Genomic DNA, 17,106 nt, shown 5'->3' on the forward strand with positions numbered 1-17,106 from the left:
CGCGATTGCCGTAGTGGGCAAGCGCCCACTAGAGTGGGCGAATGGTCACTATACCGCCCTCGCCCAGGCCGGAACCGCACCTGCACCGTCGCATGGCGGAGTCGTTCGGGATCGACCCCGAACGGTACGACCGGAACCGGCCCCCGTACCCCGAGGCCATGATCGAGCGAATCGTGGCCGCCAGTCCTGGCACCGACTTCCTCGACGTCGGCTGCGGCACCGGCATCGAAGCCCGCCAGTTCCTGGCCGCCGGCTGCGCGGTGCTCGGTGTCGAAGCCGACCCGCGGATGGCCGACTTCGCGCGGACGACCGACCTTGAGGTCGAGGTCGCGACCTTCGAGGCGTGGGAGCCGGCAGGGCGCACGTTCGACGCGGTCGTCTCCGGTACGGCCTGGCACTGGGTCGACCCGGTCGCGGGCGCGGCGAAGGCGGCACGGATCCTGCGGCCGGGCGGCGTGCTGGCACCGTTCGGGCACGTGTACCAGCTTCCGCCCACCGTGGCGGAGGCCCTCGCTGCGGCGTACCGGCGCGTGGCCCCTGACTCGCCGATCAACCTCAGCGGATGGCCGGGGGCTCGATTCTGGACGGGTATCAGGCGCTGTACGCCAGGGCCGCGGACGGGATCCGCGAGGCGGGCGGATTCGGCGAGCCCGAGCTGTGGCGGTACGACTGGGAGCGCTCGTACACCCGCGACGAGCTCTTGGATCTGGTGCAGACCTCGGGCGGCCTCAGCAGTCTGCCGCCGGACCAGGTAGCGGAGGTGCTGGCGGCCGTGGGCACGGCGGCCGACGAACTGAGTGGATCCGTCACGCTGCCGTACGCCACCTGGGGCCTCACCGCGATCCGGACCGACAATCAGCCCTAAAGCATTTGGCCGCCGAACGACTGCGGATCCGCCAGATCACGTTCGACCAACGGCCACGGGAACACCTGCCGGATCATCCCGCCGCCGAGTAGGTGCGGGGTGTTGACGAACTCGCGTAGGCCGACGCTGCCGAGTTCCCCGTCCGTATCCGCACAGTGAGGGCATCTCCAGCGAGTCAGGGCTACCGAATATCCGGAGGCGTACGCCGGCTACCCCTGCGAGACTTCCGCCGTGATCGCTGCGGATACTCTTCACGCTTGGGTGAAGGACAGCTACGGGATCGAACTGGACAACCTCACCACCGTAGCCACGGGCACCGACCGTGACGCCAGCCGGTGGCGCGGTGAACACCAAGGGGCAGCATTCGCCGTAAAGGTGAGCCGCTCCGCTCCGGGGTCAGCCATCGCCCTGACTGCCCACCTCGCCGATCACGAAACGCCTGGCATCCTCGGTCCCATACGCACCCGCACCGGCGAAACCTGTGCCGTACGCAGCACTCTCACCTGCTCGCTCGTGCCATGGATTGACGGCCGCCGCCCCATCGAGAACGGGATGGGACTGCAGCACTGGGAGCAGCTGGGCAGGATGCTGCGCGCCATCCACGGCTCCCCGGTGCCGGGCCACTTGGCCACCTCCCTGCCCGTGGAGGCCTTCAACCCTGCTGCGGCGATCGAGCGAACAAGGGAAGTCAATCACGCCATCGACTCAGGCAGTCACCCGAGCGGTGCACCGATTGCTGCGGACGAGATTGCTGCCGAACTCCGCAAGCTATGGAAGGCATCTTCATCTGTCATCGGCGCCGTTGCGGCCACCGCGCGGAGGTTGGGCAGAAAGCTGCAGCGCTCGTGCGTCAATGCCGACGCCCCTGACCTGGTCCTCTGTCACGGCGATCCACATCTGGGCAATCTCGTCATCGACGCCAATGACGACCTCTGGCTGCTCGACTGGGACGACGCATGCCTGGCACCGCGTGAACAGGACCTGATGTTCGCGATGGGGGGCGTCCTGGCATTCGCGCCGGTGCAGGCCGCGCAAGAGAACGCCTTCTTTCGCGGCTACGGTCATGTCGCTGCCGACCTCTGCCGTCTCACGTACGCCCGATCGGCCCGGTCTCTCATCGACGTCGCCAACCCCGCTCTCGATGTGCTCGACGCATCGATCGCCACGGAGGAACGCGAGTTCTCCCTGGAGATCGCCCGCGGGGTTCTCTCGCCCACCGGGCTACTTCGTCAAGCGCTCAAGGGCACATCCTGACCCAGGCCCCGTGGCCCACAGTTTGGGAGCAGTCACTTCCCGGGCCCGCCGAGCCTCAGGTGCCAGACGAGGCGTCTGCAACGACCCGCAGGCGATCCTCCAGCGGTGTACGGTCGTGGAATGCGCCTCCCAACCGCAGCGACCACCGCGGGTTCCCTTATCGGCGGATGGCAGCTCGCCCGCCGGACCGGTAACCGCCCCCTCGGCGGCGTGGTCCTTGCGGCGGGCGGTGTGCTCGCGGGACGCGAGTGGGCCCGGCGGACGAGCCCAGCCGTGACCGCAGGCCTGGTCGCGGCCTACATCGGGGCCTTCGGCCTGTCGCACCCGCTGGCCAAGCGCATCGGCGCCTGGCCCGCCGTGCTGACCGTCTCCGCGCTCACCGCAGCCGCCTCGTACGCCGTAGCAGACCGCCGCGCACCGCGCTAAGACACCACACGGGGCCCTCCAGACAAGCCTCACTTCAGCGGCAACGACGGCCCGCGAACGTCCGAGCTCCGGCAGCCCTGCCGCCTCTCCCACGCCGAACACCCACCCGTAGCACGCAGATCGCGGCTGAGCCATGAGCGTGCGCCGCGGTTCGATCACAGCGCGATTGGTCGATAGCTCAACGCCGCGTCAACGATGGTCTCGGGTGATGCGTCGACCAGCTCCGGTGACGGATTGAAGATCAGGTCGGTGACACGTGGGTGCAGGACGTTGGTGTCCAGCAGTAGTAGGTAGTAGTCGATGTCATCGTCGGCTGCCTGGATCCGGCGGACAATTTCGATCAGCTCCTCTCGGGTGACGTTTGCAACCTTCGGGGATGCGGGTCGGGCGGCCTCGAGGGCGAAGTCCTCGAGGTCACGAGACTCCCAGTAGGTGAGGAAGTGATCGGCGGCGTAGTCATGGCCGGTCTCGGCGTTGAAGGCGGCGATCGCTGCGTCAGCCGACTCGCCGCGCTCCAGCAGCCTCTCGATGGCCTCGATGGCGGTACACAGCTCTGCGATGCGCTGCGGTCCGACCACGGGCGGGCAGAGCTGTGGACGCAACTCCATCGGAACATTGTCCAACGGCCGGCCCGGCGTCTTCCTCTGAGCCCACGCGCACGCTACGGCAGACCCAGAAGATCGGCCAACCGGCTCTGCGACGCACGCCCCGGCCTGCGGTGCCTGCACATCACCGCCGCAGCGGGGGCCGCGCAACTGATGTTGTGAGCGGGGTTGTCAACCACCTCTGTGATGATCTTAGGTTTCATCGTGGCGATGGTGGAGGGCAACGGCTGGCGTTGGTGGCTGAGTGCGGGCGGCGCCGGGATTGTGGCGCTACCGCTCGGGCAGGGCGCGCCCCTGGTCGCTGTAGTGGCGGCGATCTGCGGCCTGATCGTGGTCGGTGCCTAGGGCGTGGGGCACCCGTAGCGGCCGTGCCTTCGGCGTGGCTGTCGGCGTCGTCTTCATCGCGGTGCTGGCCGCCACGTTCGCCGTCTCGCAGTGGCCCCGCGGCCTGATAGCCGCGCCGTGGCTCGATTGGTTCGTGGTGTGGTTGCTGGTCGGCGTCGTGTGCCTGGCCGCGTTGGTCATCGATCGGAGCGTGCACCTCTCCTCGTCCCCCCGCGGGTGGAACCTGGCGGCGGGCAAAGTTCGGTGGGTTGCCTCGGTGGCGACGTTGGCAACCGTGGTGCTGGTGTGCTGCTGCGGGCTCGGCGTCGTCGGGGTCGACGGCGACGGCAGGTTGCGGTTCCCGGCCCGCGACGACGAGGTCCTCCCATTGCCGGCGTCGCTGCGCCTGGTGTCGGCCGACACCTGCGCCGATGGTGGCAGCAGCGGCAACTGCGTGGCCGAGTTCGTGGTGACGGCTGCCGATGATGCCGGCCGGGCAACGACCGTGGCTCGGCTCGTCGAACACCTGCGCAGCCGTGGTTGGCCGCTCCAACTCGAACGTGGCGCCTATCGCGGCTCCCGCGAGACCGGCGGGATCCTGAACTGGACCCCGCATGAGATGTGGCTGTACGCCGAGTCGGGCCTACAACCGGCGCCGCCACCCGACGCGGTCGTCATCTACATCGGCAACCTATGACGTGAGAGATTCCCGTGGCTCGCAGGCGAGGGCCGAGGAGAGCGCGGGCGCTGAATACCAGATCCTCCGCTTGCGCGGAGGTCCCGAATCGAACGGAGTAGCAGGAAGCGCCCGCATGGCCTCGGCTGTCGCCGCTTACTCAGGGATCAGCTCACTGAGCCGATCCAGTGTATACGCCTCCGATCCGTCCGGCAGGTCCTCGGGCGCCTCGATGCCGATGAACGTGACCGGCTCGTCCGGCAGCCGTCCATTCCACATCACCACCTCGGCCCGCGCGCGCCACCGGTCGACAAGATACGACATCGTCAGGTAACGCCGCTCCACCAGCGCTCGTACCCGGTGGGCTGTGGTGAACGTGTTGTCCTCCACCCGATTGAATGACGGCCTACCCCGCAGGTAAAGGTGCAGCCACACGGCCTGCCAGCCACGCTCGCTCCTGGCGAACACCATCGGCAGCGCGACCCGGCCCTGGCCGCGCAGGTGCGAACGCGCCCGCACGGTCCGCGCGTCGAACGGCGCGCCGCGCTGGTCCCGCGTCCGGGTCTGGTATCCGAACATCGACTCGGCTACCTCATCGAACGACTCGCCCGCATAGATGTAGACCTGCGGAACCACATAGTGCCCGCCGACCGTCAGGGGCACATCGATGAACTCGGTCGCACCGTTCGTCGCGTCGGTGATGTCGCCGGAGTGCACCACGCCGTCGTGGTGGTAGTTCGTCCAAGACACATGGCCTGCGCTGTGGAACTCGTCATCGAGCAGCAGCACCGACAGGTCGTAGTCGGTGCGACGATTGGTCTGGCGCCAGTACGTGAAGAAGCGCAGCAGCTCACCGGATACCGACGCCCGTGAGCCCCTCGGCAGGACCGCGAATCCGCCTTCGGCCGCCTTGCCGGACAGCGGCAGTGCGACGTCGAGCACCTCCGGGTCCACCACCAGCGGTCGTCCCGGCTCGGGCAGCCGGGCGCTGATTTCGGCGTCGAGCCGCGACGACAGTTCGGCCACCAGCCCGGCGGGCAGCGGTGGCCGCTCGTCGGAACCGACCCACGCGTTGCGCGAGCGGCTCACGTACATCCGGGCGGACGCGCGCGTCAGCCGGTTGTCGACGTGCTCCCGCAGCGAGAGAAGCACTCGGCCCGACGCCGAGCCGAGCGCACCGGTGACTGCTTCGACAACAGCGGTTCGCTCCGACGCCGACGCCAGCCGCAGCAGCCGGTCCGCCGATCGCAGGAGCAGGCCCGGTGCAACCGACAGCACCGCTGCGGCCGGACCGATGGCTCCGGCGCGGATCGCAGCCTCCGCTCGACCCGCGAGGTTACGGACCCGCTGCTCGCCACGCGCGACCGCGAACACCTCCTGCGCGTGCGGCCACTGGTGGTACTCGTGCGGGTGCAGCCGTTCCCCGAGCCGCTTCCACCGCTCCGCGTAGCGCACGACGTCACCGAGTTTGTCCGGGCTCGCACCGACGACCTTGTCCAGCGCGGCCAGCAGCATCCGCCGCTCCGCGCGCCGGAAGGCACGGAATCGCGTGGGTGTCACGAGCGAGACATCCCCGCCGGAAACCTGGCAGGCAAGGCGCAGCACGTCAGTCGTCGTGTCCACGCCGACCAGCGGCCGGCCGAGGACCAGCCGGATCCCGTTGAGCACGGCACGGTTCTCCCGCACCGGAATCTCGACCGGCTGCACGCCGTCCACGCAGGCGACCGCGAGCTCACTGAGGATCGCCAGGTCCGCCTCGCCGTGTGGCGTCGAGCTACCGGCCAGGGCCAGATAAAGCCGCGCTGCCTCCACGTCGGCGGCGTCGCCGAGATGTAGCAAGGTCAGCCGGTCACCGGCTGCGGTGATGAAGTCGTCGTGCGCGGCCAACAGCTCGGCATAGGTGTGCTGGTAGGTCCCGTAACCCGGCAGGTCGAGCAAATTCACCCCGCCCGAGGCGACGGCGTCCCGCAGCTGCGCGTCGGTCACCGTGCCCCCGCCGGTGAGCACAGCCGCCCGCAGCCGCTCCACCCAGAAATCGACGGTGTCCGGCACGTCCTCCGGAAAGCCGATGAAATAGGCGTTGTGCTCAACGTGGTCGCCGACCAGCTCGCGCACCGCCGAGACGACCGTGACGGCGAGATCCAACGCCGGCCCGGGGGCCAGGGTGCCAATGTGCTCCAGCAGAGCCCGCGACACCGAGAACCCGACATCGAGCAGCGCCGCGTCCAGTTGCCGAGCCACCGACGTGGCGTCGCCAGCCGCGCCAGTGCTCGCCGGCACGCGCAGAGTCTTCTGGATGATCAGCTTCTCGAGCACCTGGTCCCCCGTTCCGGTCAACTCCGGCAGTTGCCGGCCTGCAGCCGGGCACAGTGGGTCGCCGGGGACTCGAACCCCGAACCCTTCGATCCAACTAGGAGAAGGAAGCGCCCCCATGACCGCACAGGCGGAAAGCGGACGCGCTACTCAGCCGAATGCTCTATCCAGTTGAGCTAGCGACCCAGGTGTCGATCATCGCACCGGCCGAGTCGGCATCGCTATCGAGTTTCGGAGTCACTGCCGGACACGGCGGACATGGAAGTGTCGTTCCCAGGCGGTGACGGCAATGTCCGCGAGCCCGTCAACCTGGAGAACTTCTGAAGCTGGGGCCGTTCCGAGGCGCATCCCCGTGTCGCTGATCGCGGGGTCGTGCCGAGATGAGGTGATGGCCTCGAGGCCGGACGGTAGCCGGCGTGCCTGTCACGGCCTACCAGGGCGCTGCCGGTTCGTAGGGGAAGGCGACATCGACGCAGTATTCGTCGTCGGCGGCGTCGGCCCAGTTCGGCTGATAGACCTCCCGCGCGGATGCGCTCAGCACTTGGTCGTGCTTCCGAAGCCAGTTGCCGATCGCATCGTAGGCGCGCAGGATCGTCGGGTAGGTTGCCTGCGCTTTCGTGAGCGACATGTATGCCTGCTGGTGTGCTCGCTCGATGCGGACCCCGACGAGCCCGTCGGGCTGCACTGGGTCTCTCGTCGGGACACACACCTCGACGGGCCCGTTGGAGTCGTCGGTGACCAGCCCGTGGTATGCGACGAACACCGGCCCGGACAGCGTGTCGCTGGCAGCGGTGAGGTGGTCGAACAGTAACTGTGTGGTTTCGGGCAGTACGCGCGGTAGCCGGTCGGCGGTCACGTGTCGCTGGACGAAGATCACTTTTTGGGTTGGGACGTCGCGATGATGGACCTCGTAGGCCGCCATGGGAGTTCCTTGATCGCCGAGTAGTTCCAGCAGGTGGCTTACCAGCGGCCGGCGGGCGGCGTGCCTGGTCTCGGTGTCACGCCAGTACGACTCCACCTTGCCGACCGCTTGCGGACCGGAAACGCTGAGGACGTCGGCGATGTCCGCCAGAGGCATGCCGATCGCGCGGAGCAGAGTGACAAGGCGAGCGCGGTCAAGCTCCGCGGGGCCGTAGTAGCGGTAGCCGGTGCGGGCGTCGACGTGAGCCGGGTTCAGCAGTTTCCGCTGCTCGTAGAGGCGTAACGCCTTCGGGCTCAGTCGTGACTGAATCAGGAACTGGCCGCTGGTCAACCACCGTGGCATACCGGGGAGTCTGTCCCCTGTCCCTGGGGCGAGGTCAAACCGACCACGGCGGTGGGCCCTACTGGAGGTGGGCCCACCGCGGCGCTGACGTGGTCAGACCTGGCCGCACGGCACCTGGCTGGCAAACGGCAGGTTGGCATACTGGGATACGTCGTATGACATCAAGGATCCGTCAGCAGCGGCCAGCAGAACCGCCATGGTCGGGATCCGGAACAGGTTCTCGAGCTGCCCGTTGCTCTTCTGGCCGACGGAGCGTACCTCGTAAAAGATGGCACCCCGGGTGGGTGTCTGCGCCACGGGCTGCTCGCCGGCCGGTGCCGTGCCGCCCATGAGCATGCGGCTGAGCACGGCGTTCGTGATGTCGATCAGCGGGTAGTGCGCGACGTTGGCGAGTCCGTAGCGGTCGAGCGCGTCGACGCTCACCATGGCCATCTGCCGGTTCGTGAGCCACTGCTCGGCGGTCATCCGTGACGGGTCGATGGACCGGGCGCCGATCTGGAACTGGTTGAGCTGGTCGGTGCCGTTGACCACGGGCGCCTCGCCCATGTGGTGCAGGTCGAGCGCGAGCTGCGGGGCGACCTGGCGCCACAGTCGCCAGAAGGCGGCGGACTCCGGCTGGGCGAAGTTCTCCCAGTCCCGGTTGAGATCGATGCGGTTGGGGGTCGTGCTCTGCCGGATGTTCGCCTCGGAGCCGTCGGGGTTGTACATCGGGATCACCACGACGGTGAGCTTCTCGCGGATCAGGCGTGCCTGCGGGGACCCACCGGCGAGGTGATCGAGGATCTGGAGCACCGCCTCGGTACTGTGCAGCTCGTTGCCGTGGATCCGGGCCTGCAGCCAGAAGGTCGTGGGACCGCTGCCGACCGTCGCGTACAGCAACTCGCGCCCCTCGCCGGAGGTCCCGGCCGAGTCGACCCTGACCAGTCCCCCGCTGGTCCGTTCGATCCGATCGAGTACCTGACGGACATCGTCGTACCCGGCGACGCTGGACAGGCTCACATTTTGGCTCGGCTGCAGGCATGGGCCGCCCGGTAGCTGTGCCGGGCTCGCGGAGGCCGGCGGGACGCCGGTCAGGACGGTGGTGAGCAGGCCGGCCGTGGCGAGCGCCGCGAGGGTTCTACGCATCGATGCTCCTCCGATCGGAAAGAGGCGAGTCACAGTGGCTGGTGGCTTGACGACTTCGTATCCCGGTTCCGCCACAGTGGACAAGTCTTGTCTTTCCCGGTCGAGCGGGGTAGCAGGGTATTGCCGGACGACCTTGAACACCGGACGCACGGGCACGGACAGGAGCCGGCAGGCGCACCGCCGAGCCGGGTCCCCTACCGCAGCGAGCTCGCGATCTCGATCGCGTCGGCTTGGGCGAGGTCACCTTCGAGCCGGTAGCTCACGCCCGCCTCCTCCCAGATCAGGGTCGACGCGGCGAGCCGCGCCGTCGCCACCCGGGGCGTGCCCGTGCGGTCCACGTAGGCCAGCGCGTGCGGGCCGGCGACCCAGACGGCGAAGTCGCCGTTGACCTGCACCCATTCGACGGTCGGCCCGCTGGCCTGCTTCTGGAAGACCGGGTCGAGCCCGCCGTCGAAGGCGTCGATGCGCAGGGCGCCGCCGCGGTAGAGCAGCGTGGCCACGCGATACCTGCCGGTGCTGTCGGGATCGGCGACCAGCACCTGCTCTGGCGGGCCCAGCCTGGCCGGCACACGGATCGGGAACTGCACCATCCGCTGCGCCTCGTCGAGCGCGGCGGCCTGCTGCGAGGGCAGCGGCGACGGGTCGCCCGTGGGCAGGTTCGGTGTGGGCGATGTGGTGATGGTGATGCCCGCGAAGCGCAGCAGCCCCGCCACGGCGTCGGCGAGGGCGGCCCGGCCCGGCGGGAGCAGGGCGACGAGCAGGGCTACCAGCGCCGCGGCGAGATAGTAGCGCCACCGGCGTCGCCGGGGCGCGGGTTCGGCGAGGCGAGCGCGTACCCGGGCGGTCACGTCGGGTGGGTCGGGTGTGTCGAGCCAGGCGGACAGCTCGCGCAGCTCCCGTTCGAGGTCATCCACGGTGGACCTCCTCGACGCTGAGCAGGCCGCGCAGCTTGGCCAGGGCCCGCGAGGTCCGCGACTTCACGGTGCCTCGGGGCCAGCCCAGCATCGTCACGGTCTCGTCCTCACTGAGGTCGAGGAAGAACCGGCAGACGATCACCTCGCGGTCCTTCACCGGCAATCGGCGTAGGGCCTGCACCAGCATGTCGCGCCGTTCGCCGGCGAGGACGGCGCCGATCGAGGTGTCCTCGGCGACCTGCGGCTCCGGGTTCGCCTCCGCGGCCCGCAGGACGAGACCGTCCCGCCGGCTGCGCGACCGGTGCAGGTTGCGCGTCTCGTTGCCGACGATCGCGAGGAGCCAGGACCGGAAGGAGGACTCACCCCGATAGCGGGCCAGATTGCGGTATCCCTTCACGAACGCCTCCTGGATGACGTCCTCGGCGTCCGGACCGGCGCCGAGCAGCACCGCCGTCCGGTACGCGGACGCGGTGTGCCGGGCGACCAGGAGTTCGTACGCCTCCAGGTCACCAGCCCGAGCGCGGGTGACAAGCTCTCCGTCGTCCAGTGCCAACCTCCCCGATCACCCTTGATGACACCGCCCACGCCGTGCGGGTTCCATCCCCGTTGCGGTGGAACTGCGGCGGGCCCGGCGGTGTCACCCGGGCATGATGGCAACGACAAGGATCTCGCGTCGCACCGTGCTGGCCGTGCTGGCCGGCACCGGCGCCGCCACGCTCGTCGGCTGCGACCCCGCTCGGGACGCGGCGACCGCCGTCCCGATTCCCGACGCCCTGCTCGTCCAGCTCGACCACGGGCTCGGCGTGCTGCGGGGCGCCGACCGACGGTCGATCCCGCGCTCCGTCGCCACCGCCGACGGCTCGGCGATCTACGCCACCGCGCCCGACGGCGCGGACACCGCCTTCTGGCGGGTCGACACCACCACCGGCGGCACCTCACCCCGGGTCCGGCTCCCCGGGCGCTGGCTGCCGCAGGCCGTCTCGGCCACCGGCACGCTGGTGGCGCTCACCGCGCACCCGCTGAACGCGGCGCAGGGACGCCCGCAGGGGCGGGAGGTGACCCCGGTGCTGATCGCCGACGTCACCGGGGTGCGGCACCAACTGGAGCTGCGGGGCAACTTCGTGCCGGAGACATTCACCGCGGATCTCGCCGGACTCTTCGTCCTCGAATGGCTTCCGGCGAAGGCGCCGGACCGCTACCGGGTCCGCCTCGTCGACCTCGCCACGAAGGCCGCCGGTCCGCTCTACACCCGGACCAAGGCGGCGATCCCGCCGGGCGCCGAGGAGGAGATGCGCGGCGATGGGCGCCAGGCCGTACTGGCACCGAACCGCGGCACCCTCTACACCCTCTACACCCATCAACCCGACCACCAGCACACCCGCGACCTGGTCAGCGGGCGGCCGGGCAACGCACACGCGTTCGTCCACACACTGAGCCTCAGCGCGCGGTGGGCGTACTGCGTGGACCTGCCGCATCCGTTCGGGGAGGCGCCCGCGAGCGGCCACGCCATGGCGGTCAGCCCCGACGGGAGCCGGCTCTTCGTCGCCGACGCCACGTCGGGCACCGTCGCGGAAATCGACACCGAGGAGCTGACAGTACGCCGCACCGTGCCGGTGGCCCGGGCCACCGGCACGGGCCACGCCGCCGCCGACGGTGAGAGGCTGTTCCTCGGCGCCGGCACGGTGGTGCGGAGCCTGGACCTGGCGCGTCTCGGACCGGCCGCCGAGTGGCCGGTCCGCGAGGCCGTCACCGGCCTCGCGCTGGGCCCCGACGGCAGGCGGCTGTACGTGGGCCAGACCGGGGCGGTGAGCTGGCACGATCCCGCCACCGGCCGCGAGCTGGGGCGCGTCGCCGTACCCGGGCTGGTCGCCGTGCGTGGCCTGGCCGGACGCGGCTGACCGGCCACGCCGGGCACAAGGTGCGCGACAGGCGTGATCGCCGGCCCCCGCAGGGACCGGCGATCACCGCTGGTGTGTGCCTCAGGCGATGCGGCGGATCATGCGGATGGCGAGATAGAGCAGGATCACGGCGAGGGCCACAAAGATGCCCGTCTCGATGCTCTGGAACAGCCAGAACCGGTCCGCCGGCTGATACAGCTGCCAGTTGTAGGCGCCCGGCCCGAGGCCCAGCTCGGCACCGCAGACCCGGCCGTCCGGTCCCTTCGTCCCGGGCGGGCAGACGATCTGGGAGTCGGCCAGCACCATCTTTCCGTCAGCGTTGCGAACGCCACTAGCGAGGATCCAGTCGCCGCGGTCCATCCTCGGCCCGTCCGCCCCGACGATCGGAAAGGTGAGGGTCTCGGCGGGCTGGTAATGCGGCCTGACCAGCGTCGCCATGGCCGCCCGTACGCCGACGAACCCGACAAGGGTGACGGCCATGGCCGGGAGCATCTTGCGCCAGACGGTGCCGGCGAAGATGCCGAGCGCCACGGCGAAGAGGGTGTAGCCGATCGGGACGACCCCCTGCAGGTCGAAGACGATGACGCCGAGGCGGCCCTGCTGCGCGGCCTGGGTCAGCGGGCTGACCCACCAGGACATGCCCAGCCCGTAGCAGACCGCGGCGATCACCGTCGCGGCGCCGACCAGCCCGAACTTCACCAGCGCCCAGTGCGTACGGCCCACCCCCTGCGTCCAGACGAACCGGTGGGTGCCGTGCTCCACCTCGCGGGCGACCAGCGGCGCGCCCCAGAACAGCCCGACCAGCATCGGCAGCACGAGCAGCAGGACGGCGACCAGGTTCAAGCTGCCGTACCGGTTGGTGAAGCGGTGGAACGCCGCGTTGCAGGAGTCCTGGGTGCTTCGGGCGACGCCGGCGTCGGCCAACTGGCGGACACAATCCGGCAGCCCAAGCTCGGTGAACGTGTGCCGCATGGACAGGCCGATGGGGATCATCAGGGCGGCGAGCGCCGCGAACCCGAGGAGGGTGAACAGTGCTTGTCTGCGGTGTTGCCGCCAGGCCAGCCAGATCACGCCGGAACCCCCCATGCGGTGTGGCTCGCGGCCGGGTCGCCGTCCGCCAGGTAGGCGAGGATCACGTCCTCCAGGCCGACGTCCCGGACCGTCCAGGAGGGATCGTTGATCGGCCCGTCGGTGCGGACCAGCAGAGTGGACTGCCGGTCGGTGTGGCTGGCCCGGACCACCGCGGCGACGCCGCCGATCGGGCCGCCGTCGTGTCGGGGGCCGACAAGTTGCCGGTGCTCGGCCACCAGGTCATCGGCCGCGCCGGCGAGCTGCACCCGGGCGGCGTGCAGCACGATCAGGTAGTCGCAGACCCGCTCCAGGTCGGCCAGCAGATGCGACGAGAGCAGGACGGTGGTGCCGGCGTCGGCGACGCTGCCCATCAACGACTGGAGGAACTCCCGCCGGGCCAGCGGGTCCAGGCTGGCAACCGGCTCGTCGAGCAGCAGCAGCCGGGGCCGTTTGGCCAGCGCGAGCGCAAGCGCCACCTGGGCGCGCTGCCCGCCGGAGAGTTTGCCGACCGGCCGGTCCGGCGGGATGCCCAACTGGGCCAACCGGTTGCGGGCCAGCGCCGCGTCCCACCGCCGGTTCAGCTTCTCGCCCGCGGTGACCAGTTCCGCGGCGGTGAAGTCCCGGTACAGCGGGGTGTCCTGGGCGACGAACCCGATGTCGGCCAGGACCTTCGTGTTGTCGTACGGCGCTTCGCCGAACACCCGCACCGCGCCGGCATCGGGCCGGAGCAGGCCCACGGCCAGGTGCAACAGGGTACTCTTGCCCGCCCCGTTCGGGCCGACCAGGGCGGCGATGCGCCCGACCGGCACCTGCAGCGAGCAGTCCCGCAGCGCCCAGGTGCTCCCGTACCTCTTGCCGAGCTGGTCGGCCTGCAGAGCCACATCCATCGGCTGTCCTCTCATTCCGCTCGCGCGGGTTCCTTGTGTGGTACCTCGTCGGCGAGGGCGGCCCGCAGGGTGGTCTCCACCAGGGCGATGACGTCCTCGGGCGTGAGCCCGGCCGCCTGCGCCCGGTGCAGCCAGGCCACCAGGTCCTCGCGCAGCTCCGCCTGGTTGGGCAGAGACGCGCCGGCCAGGCTGCGCTCGACGAACGTGCCGACCCCCGGCCGCCCGGCGACCAGACCCTCGATCTCCAGTTCGCGGTACGCCTTGAGCACCGTGTTCGGGTTGATCGCCAACGACTGCGCGACGTCACGCACCTTCGGCAACTGGTCGCCCGGGGCCAGCAGGCCGACCCGGAGCGCCTGTTTCACCTGCTGCACCAGCTGCAGGTAGGTGTTCACCTTCGACCGACTGTCCAGCACGAACTCGATCACTCGAGACGGTCCTCTCTATTGTCCTACGACAGTAGGACTAGTGGGCAGCATCATCGGGAAAACAGCCGCTGTCAAGGGCAGCCTTGGCGTGTCACGCCCGCGTGTTGGTCCGGCCGCGCCGGCTTACCGGCACCGTTGGCGGCGCGCCGGGCACGGCGTCGGCGCGCGGCAGCGCCGTGAGCGGCCGGCGGAAGCGGTCAGAAGTGGCCGCCCACGCCGTAATCGGTGACCCAACTGCCGATCGACCGCCGGCTGCCGCTCGACGGCCTCGGTATCGGGGGGAATGGGCTGGCCCGGCCCGCGGCCGCCGCGACCTCCTCGAATCGCCGGCGGAACGGCCACGAGGGCTGCGCCGCCTGCTTCGCGCACCAGGCCCGCAGCCGGCTGCCGTCCGGGTCCATCCGGTCGTACGCCGTCCACTGCTCGGTGAGGAACAGGAAGGCGGGCTGCTTCCGTTCGTCCGCGGGCAGCAGGCCGGCGTCCATGACGGCGGCCCGGGCCTCGGCCACGCCGAACAGGGCCGCCCGATCGCACAGCGCTTCCCGGACCGGCCCCGGCGGCACGATCCGCAGGGCCCGCTGGCAGGCGTCCACGAAGTCCGGTGGCGCCCACAGGTCCACCCCGAACAGCAGCGCGGTGACCACCAGGCTCGCGACCTGCTCGCTCTCCATGGCGGGAAGGGGATCGGGGCGTCCCTTCAGGATGGGGATGAGCACCCGGGAAACCACCGCCTCGTAGGGCGGTCGACCGTCCGGCTGCGGGGTGTCGGTGACCTCCAGCGGCAGGTGCGGGTTGGCGAGCACGATCCCGGTCAGCGGGGCCGGCCGGGCGCCCTGCCACAGGCTGGCCCGGGTCACCTCGTTGCCGGAGGTCGCCGACCCGTACCTGCGGGCCTTGCCAACCAGGCGGTAGAACTCCGCCTGGAGCGCCCGGAGCAGGTCGGGCTGGCCGGTCGCCCGGAGCAGGTCGACGAGCGTGCGCCGGAGCGGGTCGTCGACCACATACAGGGCCGCCTGCACCAGCCACGACGCCACCTCGTACCGGCCCGGCCGCGTCGCGGGCACCGCAGGCCCGTCCAGATACCACGCCAGCCGGGTTACCGGAGGTCCGGCCGTGGCCGGGGCGGGCGCCATCAGCAGGGCCGCCGCCCGCCGCGTCACCCGGCGCCAGCCGTCCGGGACCATCCTCGCCTCAAGCATCGAGACGAGGACCCGCTGCAGGAACCGGAGATCGTCGCAGCGTGCGTCGAGAGCGCGCATCGCCTCGTCCGCCGCCCACCCATCGGCCGAGAGGCACGCGATACGTACCACGGCGTCGAGGAAATCCTCATCGTCGTCCGTCCGCAGGCGCTGGCAGAGCCGGGTGGTGGCCCAGCGCGACAGTCGGCTTCCGGTCGGGCCGGTTGCCGCCAACGCCCGTTGCTGCATCCAGTTCCGCGTCCGGGAGCCCATGTGTCCAGCTTCGCTCACGTACGCCGGTGTGCGCTCCCGCCCGCGCCCGACCGGCCGGCTGGTGCAACGGGTCTGCTATCTCGGCCGTCCGACGGCTGAACGCGGTCCACGGACGCCGCCGGGCATGATGCAAGACACCGCGCCCGCCTACAGGGGAGCAGCGACTAGTGGTTGCTTTCCTTTCTAGAACTGTCCACAATTGACGGTCGTGGGCAGTGTCTATCGGATCGGTGAGTTTGCCAAGCGGGTGGGCCGTTCGGTGAGCACGGTGCGCCGGTGGGAGGTGGAGGGTCGGATCACGGCCCGTCGTCTGCCGCCGGGTCAGCGGTATTTCGACGATTCTGATGTGCGCAGGGTGCTACAGCCGGGCTTCGACGCGGACCGGCGGAAGGTTGTGGTGTACTGCCGGGTCTCGTCGCCGGGCCAGAAGGCCGACTTGGCCTCGCAGGTGGCGGCGATGCAGCAGTTCTGCCTGGCTCGCGGCCTGGCCGTGGACGAGTGGGTCAGCGAGGTCGGCGGCGGGATGAACCTGCGCCGCCAGAAGTTCCTGGCGTTGATGGACGCGGTGGACCGGGGTGAGGTCGCCACGCTGGTGGTGGCCCACACCGACCGGTTGGCCCGGTTCGGCTTCGACCTGGTGGAGCATCTGGCGGCGCGCGGCGGCTGCGAAATCGTCGTCGCCAACCAGGAGACACTGTCCCCACGGCAGGAGTTGGTGGAGGACCTCCTGGCCGTCGTCAACTCCTTCTCGGGCCGGCTGGACGGTCTGCGCCGCTACGAGAAGGAGCTGAAAAGGGCGGACTTGGCCATGGAGGGTGACCGGTGAAGGTCACCCGGATCGCCTACTCCGCGCACCTGAATCCGGGCAAGTACGGCGCCCTGGTGGAGCAGGCCCGCCGGTTGGGCCGGGTGCGCAGCGAGGTGTGGCAGCGCTACGGTTCGGTCGCCGGTGTCGGGTCCGGACTGACCGACCGGCAGGTGCGCGACCGGTGGCTGGCCGACGGCACGCACGTGCAGTTCGCCGTGTTGGCGAATGCGTGGAAGGAAACCGTCCGCGACGCCATGGCCGACATCGCCGCGAACCTCGAGGCAGCCAAGGCCGACGTCCGGCGGGCGATCAGCCGACGCACCAACGATCCGGCCGAGCGGAAGCGGATGTTCACCGCGCTGCAGGCCGACCAATGGGCCGCTGATCCGTTCCTGGCCCGGCAGATGCGCCAGCACTGGAAGCGGGGCCGCAACCGCACCCACGATCAGATCGTCGTGCGCGCCGACAACTACAACACGATCGTCGACGGGCGCGGCCGGTTGTGGCTGGCCGTCCCCGGTCTCGAACCCCGGCGGATGGTCCGGATCCCGCTGTCCACGACGGTCGCGCCGACGGGCACGCTGCGGCTGATCCTGCGCGGCGGCCGGGTCGAGGTGCACTACCAGATCGACGCATCACAGATGCGGTCGTCGCAGCGGCCGTGCGGCGACCAGAGGGTCGGGGTGGACAAGGGCTACACCGAAGCCCTCACCGACTCCGACGGTGCCCCCTACGGTGAACAGCTCGGCGATCTGCTGACCCGTGAGTCGGACCGGTTGAAGGAACGCAACCGGCGG

At 70.1% G+C, this 17,106-nt stretch carries 17 protein-coding genes, 1 tRNA gene and 2 pseudogenes; 9 read left to right on the forward strand and 11 right to left on the reverse strand.

What is annotated here, in order from left to right; all coding sequences use genetic code 11:
- Window positions 1–158 precede the first annotated feature (158 nt).
- The 4 genes and pseudogenes from ACY34I_RS35185 to ACY34I_RS35200 form a co-directional block, all read left to right on the forward strand.
- Window positions 159–401 (forward strand): annotated as a pseudogene (locus ACY34I_RS35185) (class I SAM-dependent methyltransferase); the annotation flags it as partial.
- A gap of 161 nt (window positions 402–562) precedes the next feature.
- Window positions 563–865 (forward strand): hypothetical protein, encoded by a 303-nt coding sequence (locus tag ACY34I_RS35190; RefSeq protein WP_462759486.1) that lies wholly within the window; start codon window positions 563–565, stop codon window positions 863–865.
- A 231-nt stretch (window positions 866–1,096) separates the two neighbouring features.
- On the forward strand, window positions 1,097–2,119 hold the full coding sequence (locus ACY34I_RS35195) for a phosphotransferase (RefSeq protein ID WP_462759471.1): 1,023 nt from the start codon (window positions 1,097–1,099) through the stop codon (window positions 2,117–2,119).
- 273 nt (window positions 2,120–2,392) lie between these two features.
- Window positions 2,393–2,545, forward strand: a complete 153-nt coding sequence (locus ACY34I_RS35200; protein WP_462759472.1) for a hypothetical protein — start codon at window positions 2,393–2,395, stop codon at window positions 2,543–2,545.
- A 155-nt stretch (window positions 2,546–2,700) separates the two neighbouring features.
- Here ACY34I_RS35200 and ACY34I_RS35205 read toward each other — a convergent pair whose 3' ends face one another.
- A complete protein-coding gene (locus tag ACY34I_RS35205) occupies window positions 2,701–3,153 on the reverse strand; it encodes a hypothetical protein (protein ID WP_462759473.1) in 453 nt (150 codons plus the stop codon).
- Between the two features lie 201 nt (window positions 3,154–3,354).
- Between ACY34I_RS35205 and ACY34I_RS35210 the strand changes: the two genes are divergently transcribed.
- Together ACY34I_RS35210 and ACY34I_RS35215 are read left to right on the forward strand one after the other, a co-directional pair.
- On the forward strand, window positions 3,355–3,495 hold the full coding sequence (locus ACY34I_RS35210; protein WP_462759474.1) for a hypothetical protein: 141 nt from the start codon (window positions 3,355–3,357) through the stop codon (window positions 3,493–3,495).
- Between the two features lie 34 nt (window positions 3,496–3,529).
- Window positions 3,530–4,171 carry a hypothetical protein gene (locus ACY34I_RS35215; RefSeq protein WP_462759475.1) on the forward strand — a complete coding sequence of 214 codons (642 nt, stop codon included), beginning with the start codon at window positions 3,530–3,532 and terminating at the stop codon, window positions 4,169–4,171.
- A 135-nt stretch (window positions 4,172–4,306) separates the two neighbouring features.
- On the opposite strand, the gene ACY34I_RS35220 is transcribed toward ACY34I_RS35215, so the two are convergent.
- The 6 genes and pseudogenes from ACY34I_RS35220 to ACY34I_RS35245 all read right to left on the reverse strand — a co-directional run bounded on the left by ACY34I_RS35220 (window position 4,307) and on the right by ACY34I_RS35245 (window position 10,319).
- Window positions 4,307–6,466: a TerD family protein gene (locus ACY34I_RS35220; protein ID WP_462759476.1), complete on the reverse strand. Its 2,160-nt coding sequence runs from the start codon at window positions 6,464–6,466 to the stop codon at window positions 4,307–4,309.
- A gap of 54 nt (window positions 6,467–6,520) precedes the next feature.
- Window positions 6,521–6,649, reverse strand: a tRNA-OTHER gene (locus tag ACY34I_RS35225).
- Between the two features lie 919 nt (window positions 6,650–7,568).
- A pseudogene (locus ACY34I_RS35230) lies at window positions 7,569–7,727 on the reverse strand (MerR family transcriptional regulator); the annotation flags it as partial.
- A 93-nt stretch (window positions 7,728–7,820) separates the two neighbouring features.
- Window positions 7,821–8,852 carry a M14 family zinc carboxypeptidase gene (locus ACY34I_RS35235; RefSeq protein ID WP_462759477.1) on the reverse strand — a complete coding sequence of 344 codons (1,032 nt, stop codon included), beginning with the start codon at window positions 8,850–8,852 and terminating at the stop codon, window positions 7,821–7,823.
- Between the two features lie 194 nt (window positions 8,853–9,046).
- Window positions 9,047–9,766: a hypothetical protein gene (locus tag ACY34I_RS35240; protein ID WP_462759478.1), complete on the reverse strand. Its 720-nt coding sequence runs from the start codon at window positions 9,764–9,766 to the stop codon at window positions 9,047–9,049.
- Window positions 9,759–10,319 (reverse strand): RNA polymerase sigma factor, encoded by a 561-nt coding sequence (locus tag ACY34I_RS35245; RefSeq protein ID WP_255472366.1) that lies wholly within the window; start codon window positions 10,317–10,319, stop codon window positions 9,759–9,761. The genes ACY34I_RS35240 and ACY34I_RS35245 overlap by 8 nt, the downstream gene beginning before the upstream one ends.
- A 97-nt stretch (window positions 10,320–10,416) precedes the next feature.
- On the opposite strand from ACY34I_RS35245, the gene ACY34I_RS35250 reads away from it, so the two are divergent.
- On the forward strand, window positions 10,417–11,664 hold the full coding sequence (locus tag ACY34I_RS35250) for a YncE family protein (RefSeq protein WP_462759479.1): 1,248 nt from the start codon (window positions 10,417–10,419) through the stop codon (window positions 11,662–11,664).
- A gap of 81 nt (window positions 11,665–11,745) precedes the next feature.
- On the opposite strand, the gene ACY34I_RS35255 is transcribed toward ACY34I_RS35250, so the two are convergent.
- The 4 genes from ACY34I_RS35255 to ACY34I_RS35270 form a co-directional block, all read right to left on the reverse strand.
- A complete protein-coding gene (locus ACY34I_RS35255) occupies window positions 11,746–12,735 on the reverse strand; it encodes a transporter (RefSeq protein WP_462759480.1) in 990 nt (329 codons plus the stop codon).
- Entirely contained in the window at window positions 12,732–13,622 is an 891-nt protein-coding gene (locus ACY34I_RS35260; RefSeq protein ID WP_462759481.1) for an ABC transporter ATP-binding protein, read from the reverse strand. Before ACY34I_RS35260 ends, ACY34I_RS35255 begins: the two co-directional genes overlap by 4 nt.
- Window positions 13,623–13,633: 11 nt before the next feature.
- Window positions 13,634–14,050, reverse strand: a complete 417-nt coding sequence (locus tag ACY34I_RS35265) for a GntR family transcriptional regulator (RefSeq protein ID WP_462759482.1) — start codon at window positions 14,048–14,050, stop codon at window positions 13,634–13,636.
- Between the two features lie 197 nt (window positions 14,051–14,247).
- Window positions 14,248–15,501 carry a hypothetical protein gene (locus tag ACY34I_RS35270; RefSeq protein WP_462759483.1) on the reverse strand — a complete coding sequence of 418 codons (1,254 nt, stop codon included), beginning with the start codon at window positions 15,499–15,501 and terminating at the stop codon, window positions 14,248–14,250.
- 208 nt (window positions 15,502–15,709) lie between these two features.
- Between ACY34I_RS35270 and ACY34I_RS35275 the strand changes: the two genes are divergently transcribed.
- Window positions 15,710–16,327 carry an IS607 family transposase gene (locus ACY34I_RS35275; RefSeq protein WP_462759484.1) on the forward strand — a complete coding sequence of 206 codons (618 nt, stop codon included), beginning with the start codon at window positions 15,710–15,712 and terminating at the stop codon, window positions 16,325–16,327.
- On the forward strand, window positions 16,324–17,106 hold a 783-nt coding region (locus tag ACY34I_RS35280; protein ID WP_462759485.1), incomplete at its 3' end, for a hypothetical protein. The genes ACY34I_RS35275 and ACY34I_RS35280, both read left to right, overlap by 4 nt.

This window comes from Micromonospora sp. RTBAU3-60 (genome assembly GCF_054963695.1).